General features: G+C 60.4%; 7 protein-coding genes. 5 read left to right on the forward strand and 2 right to left on the reverse strand.

Annotation, left to right across the window (positions count from 1 at the left end):
• Window positions 1-932 precede the first annotated feature (932 nt).
• The gene (locus H1Y01_RS10080) at window positions 933-1163 is read right to left on the reverse strand and encodes a hypothetical protein (protein ID WP_180540390.1); all 231 of its coding nucleotides are present in this window, start codon (window positions 1161-1163) and stop codon (window positions 933-935) included.
• A gap of 176 nt (window positions 1164-1339) precedes the next feature.
• On the opposite strand from H1Y01_RS10080, the gene H1Y01_RS10085 reads away from it, so the two are divergent.
• From H1Y01_RS10085 to ispE, 5 genes are read left to right on the forward strand one after another with little or no spacing between them, the layout of a single operon-like run.
• Window positions 1340-1984, forward strand: a complete 645-nt coding sequence (locus tag H1Y01_RS10085; RefSeq protein WP_219341432.1) for an RNA polymerase sigma factor — start codon at window positions 1340-1342, stop codon at window positions 1982-1984.
• Window positions 1981-2331, forward strand: a complete 351-nt coding sequence (locus H1Y01_RS10090) for a hypothetical protein (protein ID WP_180540391.1) — start codon at window positions 1981-1983, stop codon at window positions 2329-2331. The genes H1Y01_RS10085 and H1Y01_RS10090 overlap by 4 nt, the downstream gene beginning before the upstream one ends.
• Window positions 2332-2368: 37 nt before the next feature.
• The gene (locus H1Y01_RS10095) at window positions 2369-2779 is read left to right on the forward strand and encodes a hypothetical protein (protein WP_180540392.1); all 411 of its coding nucleotides are present in this window, start codon (window positions 2369-2371) and stop codon (window positions 2777-2779) included.
• 27 nt (window positions 2780-2806) lie between these two features.
• The gene (locus H1Y01_RS10100) at window positions 2807-3328 is read left to right on the forward strand and encodes an adenine phosphoribosyltransferase (protein WP_180540393.1); all 522 of its coding nucleotides are present in this window, start codon (window positions 2807-2809) and stop codon (window positions 3326-3328) included.
• On the forward strand, window positions 3325-4161 hold the full coding sequence (gene ispE / locus H1Y01_RS10105) for a 4-(cytidine 5'-diphospho)-2-C-methyl-D-erythritol kinase (protein ID WP_180540394.1): 837 nt from the start codon (window positions 3325-3327) through the stop codon (window positions 4159-4161). Before H1Y01_RS10100 ends, ispE begins: the two co-directional genes overlap by 4 nt.
• Here the strand turns inward: ispE and H1Y01_RS10110 are convergent.
• A partial coding sequence (locus tag H1Y01_RS10110; protein WP_219341433.1) for an FAD-dependent monooxygenase occupies window positions 4121-5166 on the reverse strand: 1046 nt, incomplete at its 5' end. The two genes, ispE and H1Y01_RS10110, sit on opposite strands and share 41 nt — an antisense overlap.

Consider the following 5166-nt stretch of genomic DNA (forward strand, 5'->3'; position numbering starts at 1 on the left):
AGCGGTCAAAGTAACGTTCTTGCCCAGGATCGCGGACGCAGTGGATGATGTCAGCGTGGTTATTGACGCCAGTGCGGCGGCGCTAAAGCAAAGGGTAAGGATCGCGACTCGCGAGGACAGATCGGCGGTAGTTCCCATTAACTTCTTATCTCCAAGCTCGAACTCGGCTTGGCAAGACAGGGCCGATAGGAATCGCGGCTACTTCAGGCTCGGGCAGAGAAGCCGTCCGCGGTTTCGAGCCCACCGAGAATAACACGAACGCGGTCCTAATAAAAGGTGCCATGGCTTTCTTACCGGTGCCGGGCTAACATCGAGGTGATTGACAGAGCAAAGCGGCCCACGCGGTCTATAAGGGCGGATACTTGAGGCGACGCATCGAAGTTGCTACGCACACGCGTTTTCCCTTGAATGCGCCTTGCTCGGCAGTTAACCATTCATAAGCGGCGATGTGGCGGCTGACAGCTTCCTCCGAGGTTATGTTGCCGGCCGGCTTGAACGGAATTAGTCGCCCCTTGGTGTAGTTAGCGTGGAGTAGTTCGAAAGATGAATGATCTCGCGCTGACGGACTGCGCGATCATAGGCGCTGGGAATCTCTTCCGAAGGCGCCTCGACTTGTTGCCTTGCAAGTACCTCGCAACTCCGATTATCGAGAGCGGCCGGGACTAAACCGCCGAGTTCATTGATTACGACGATTTCCGGTTCGAGGAAGTCCCTCGCGATGAGTCCGGCATGCGTGAAAATTACGGTTACACAAAAGCTTTATAGGACGCGACGCGGTCTTTACGAAACGCCCACTGTCGGCGGCTCACCGTAATTCTTCGCCCCGCGGAATCTGTCCGCTCTCCAGTACAGTCTTCGGCAGCGGACCCCGACCGCATAAGATAAACGCTTCAAATCCGGAACCGGAGGAAAGTCTCGCCACAACCCAAGCTTCACCGAGCGAAGAGCATCTCGCCCAGTTGTTCCCCTAATCTACCTTGTTCCTCGGGTTCAGTGGACGACTGCAGTGCCTGCGCAAGGCGCTGCAGCTCTTCTTCACGCTCATCCTGGGCACGCAAACCGAGCTTTAACAGGACCGCAACGACGGTATTGAGATCCAGGTTCAGACTTAAAGCTTTAGCCTCAATTTGCTGCCGAAGCTCAGGAGAAAAACGCAATTCCATTCATGCCGACATCTCTCCTGAACACCGTATCGCGCTCGCGCAAGTCGAAAGCAGCATCTCCAAGCCTGTGCCCCGGAGCCCATACGGTGACCGGCACGTTCTGGCGGCATCCCCACGCGATAACCCCTTACCCTCACAACCGTGTAACCTGTTGATGTGCCGGCACGCCTACTCAAATGCCGGCGTCAATTTCTCTGATGCTGGTTGAGTTTGAGCTAATTCTTCGGGCCCGGGCGGGTGATGCCGGGGCATTCAATCAGGTCGTGAATGCCTATCGGCGCCGCGTTCTCGGCACGATTTCGCGGCTGGTATTCCGTCCCGAGGATGTCGAGGACGTCGGCCAGGAGGTGTTTACACGGCTCTATTTCGCGCTCGATCAGTTGCGCAGCCCGTCCGGGTTCGATTCCTGGCTCTACCGGTTGACCGTGAACGCGTGTTACGACTATCTTCGACGCTCGCGAAGGCGTCCGGAATCGCGCATGGCGGACCTCAGCGAGCAGCAGATCGTCTCGGCGGATTCCAGCGCGAGCCACATGGCGTCGCAAATCGAGGACGAACGCAGCGCCGTTCGCGAAGAAGTAAAAACTTTGTTGGGTGCGGTTTCCGAACAGGACCGAACCCTGTTAATAATGAAAGAAGTCGAAGGGCTCTCGCTCAAGGAGCTCTCCGAGATTTACCGGGTCAACGAGAACGCATTGAAGGTGCGGTTGTTCCGGGCGCGGCAGCGGGTTTTGAAGGCCATGGGGAAGCGGGAAAGCGACCGGGACAACGGCCCGGACAGCAGCGTGAAACCGCTGGTGAATAAGGAAGGCAAGCGATGACGGTGCATAACGAAGCGAAACTCGACCGGCTCTTTCAGGCGTATCGGGAGGCGACCGCCTATAACGGAGCCAATCCCAATTTCATGCCCGAATTGTGGGCGCGGATCGAGAGCCGCCGCGCGAACTCGCGGATGGTCGAGCGCTTTTCCAAGATCTTCGCGACGGCCACCGTTGTGGCTGCATTCGCTCTCGGCATCTTCGTCTCCGTGACTCCGCAGCAGGTTACGGACGAAACCTGGGTCGAGACCATCGCCAATCATCACTTTGCCCAGCAGGATCTTGGCCCGGTGCAGGTCACCGTTCCGGTGGAGAACGCTTCGTTTACCGGCCAGGCGGCCTCCAAGTGACTCCCCAAAAGTAACAATCGAATAATGCGCTTTTGAAATGTTCAAACGGTACGGAATTCCCACTGCTTATCTTCTGATTGTGTTCCTCTGCGGAACCGCGATCGGTGTGTTCGGTTATCGTTTCTACGAGCTGCGGACGGTGGCGGCCAGCAACACCCGGCCCTCGCCCGAGCAATGGAAGCGCAACCACATGGCGGAGCTGCAGCAACGCCTGCATCTCACGTCCGATCAATATCAGCAGATTTCCGGAATTCTGGACGACACCCACGCCAAGATGAGGGTCCTCATGGACCAGACGCGCCCCGAGATGGAGCGTATCCAGAAAGAGCAGTTCGCCCGCGTCAGTGCCGTTCTAACACCCGATCAGATGGCTGAATACCAGAAGTTGCACCTGGACCGTGCGCGCCGCCGCATGCGCAACGGACCGCCGCCGCCTCCGCCCCAGTAGACCTCTCGGTTACCCTTGAGGGAGCCGATGGCCGAACTCAAAACCCTGATCCGCGAAGTCCCCGATTTTCCGAAACCCGGCATTCTGTTTTACGACATCACCACGCTTTTGAAGGACAAAGACGGCCTGCGCCGCTCGATCGATGGCTTCAAAGACCATTACGCCTCGTCTGGAATCGACCTTATCGTCGGCGTCGAAGCGCGCGGTTTCATCTTCGCCCCAGCCCTCGCCTACGCCATGCACGCGGGCTTCGTTCCCGTTCGCAAGCCCAAAAAACTCCCGTATCACAGCATCTCGGTCAGCTACGACTTGGAGTACGGGACCGACGCCCTCGAGATCCATCGCGACGCCATCGGCCCGGGTACGCGCGTGTTGATTGTCGACGATCTGCTGGCCACCGGAGGCACCGCGAAGGCAGTCACCCAGCTGGTCGAACAGTTGGGCGGCGAAGTGGCGGGACTGGGGTTCCTCGTCGAGCTGACGTTCCTCGGCGGCCGCGAGAAATTGCGGGGATACGATGTCTTTTCACTCCTGCAGTACGACAAGTGACGCGCCTCCAAGCTCACGCCAAAATCAACCTCGATCTGCGGGTTCTGGGCAAGCGCCCCGACGGATACCACGAACTGCGCACCGTCTTCCAGACCATCTCGCTAGCTGACGAAATCGGGCTCACCTTCGAACCGGCGCCGGAAACCCGGGTGGTCATCGAAGGCAATGTCGACATCGAAGACAACCTGATCGCCCGCGCCGCACGCCTGTTCCTGGCTGAAAACGGCATCGCCGGAACGGTCCGATGCGAACTGCGCAAACACATCCCGATGGGCGCCGGCTTGGGCGGCGGATCGTCGGATGCCGCAGCCGTGTTGCGCGCGATGCCCGCCCTGACCGGCATCCCTACACCCCTACGAAAGCTTCACGCCATGGCCGCGCAACTCGGCAGCGATGTCCCGTTCTTCCTCTACGGCGGCACTGCGGTCGGCATCGGGCGCGGCGACGAGATTTTCCCGCTCCCGCCGGCTCCCGAACTATACGGACTGCTGGTCACGCCGGACATCCACGTCTCGACGGCAGAAGCCTACCACGCCCTGAGCGCGCGCCTCGATCCAGATCAAGCCGCTCAAAAGCGCGAGCAGTTCGGCGAACTCGTCTGGTCGCTGGACCTGCGCCAGGCTCGGAACGACTTCGAAGCGGCCGTCTTCGAACTGCACCCCGAGCTCGCGCGAATCCGCGAGACGCTAGCCGGCGCCGGAGCGATCCTCGCCCGCATGACGGGCAGCGGTTCCGCGATCTTCGGCCTGTTCGAAGAACCCCCGCAAATCGCGAAACTGGAAGCCCGGCCGTTCACACTAATCCGGTCAACCGCGCATAGGCGTCCAGCTTAGGCCCGTCCGCCGGACCCCGGTAGCCGAGATACCCATCCGGCCGCACGATCCACAACTGCCGCCCCTGGCCGTTCGAATAGGCCTTCACTGTCGCGCGCGGAAACCGGCTGGGCAAGTTACCGACGTCTGGCGTGTCGATCGCCAATACCAGCGGCCTGCCATCCCGCAGCGGATCAAGCAACCGTCCTCCGGCGACGTCCGGATTCGCTACCCTCTCGCCCGCGTTCACCACGATCGAAGACTTCCGATAGTTGATCGCCGTTTCCGAAACAAACCCCGCCAGAGCTTCGCGCACGATCTCCAAACGAGTTCCAAACGAAAGCACGGCATCGCGCATCCTTTCGGCGATCGGGTTCTCCAGCGTCGCGGCTGTAAGCCCGAGGGAGGTCGCCTTCAACAGCGCCCTACCCACCGCGCCGCGCTCTTCGTCGTAGCTGTCCAGCAGTGTTTCCGGCGCCCCATTGCGCACCGCGCCGAGCTTCCACCCGAGATTCGCCGCGTCCTGCAGCCCGGTATTCATCCCCTGTCCGCCGACCGGCGAATGGATGTGGCTCGCATCCCCAGCCAGAAACGCATGGCCCACGCGGTAGTGCTCCACTTTGCGCTGATTGACGCGGAACGGCGTCATCCACTCGGAGCCCGTGATGCGAATCCCCGGACCCGCGTATTGGTCGATCGCCGCCTGAAAATCCGCTTCGGTCGGCTGCCGTTCCTGGTCATGCACCTGCCCGTGTTTTGCCACGATTACGCGGAAAACGTTTCCTTTTAGGCGCGCCAGAAGCAGGACGTTGCCATGGTGCAGATAGAGCCGGAGGTCGTCGCCCGGCAGATTCGGACCCTCCAGTTCCAAATCGCCCAGATCGAACGCGAACCCGACCGTATCGCCCGGAAAGGGAACCTTCAATGCCCGGCGGACAATGCTGTGCGCGCCGTCGCATCCGATCAACCAGCGCGCCTCGATCGGTTCATTTGCGGTCATCGCGCGGACACTGTCCGGGGTCATTT

This window comes from Nevskia soli (genome assembly GCF_903970205.1).
In the GTDB taxonomy this organism is placed as follows: domain Bacteria; phylum Acidobacteriota; class Terriglobia; order Bryobacterales; family Bryobacteraceae; genus Bog-113.

What these genes read in the sequence shown, in the direction of transcription:
- H1Y01_RS10080 (WP_180540390.1), bottom strand. Translation starts at nt 1,163, where the DNA reads ATGGAATTGCGTTTTTCTCCTGAGCTTCGGCAGCAAATTGAGGCTAAA.
- H1Y01_RS10085 (WP_219341432.1), top strand. Translation starts at nt 1,340, where the DNA reads ATGCCGGCGTCAATTTCTCTGATGCTGGTTGAGTTTGAGCTAATTCTT.
- H1Y01_RS10090 (WP_180540391.1), top strand. Translation starts at nt 1,981, where the DNA reads ATGACGGTGCATAACGAAGCGAAACTCGACCGGCTCTTTCAGGCGTAT.
- H1Y01_RS10095 (WP_180540392.1), top strand. Translation starts at nt 2,369, where the DNA reads ATGTTCAAACGGTACGGAATTCCCACTGCTTATCTTCTGATTGTGTTC.
- H1Y01_RS10100 (WP_180540393.1), top strand. Translation starts at nt 2,807, where the DNA reads ATGGCCGAACTCAAAACCCTGATCCGCGAAGTCCCCGATTTTCCGAAA.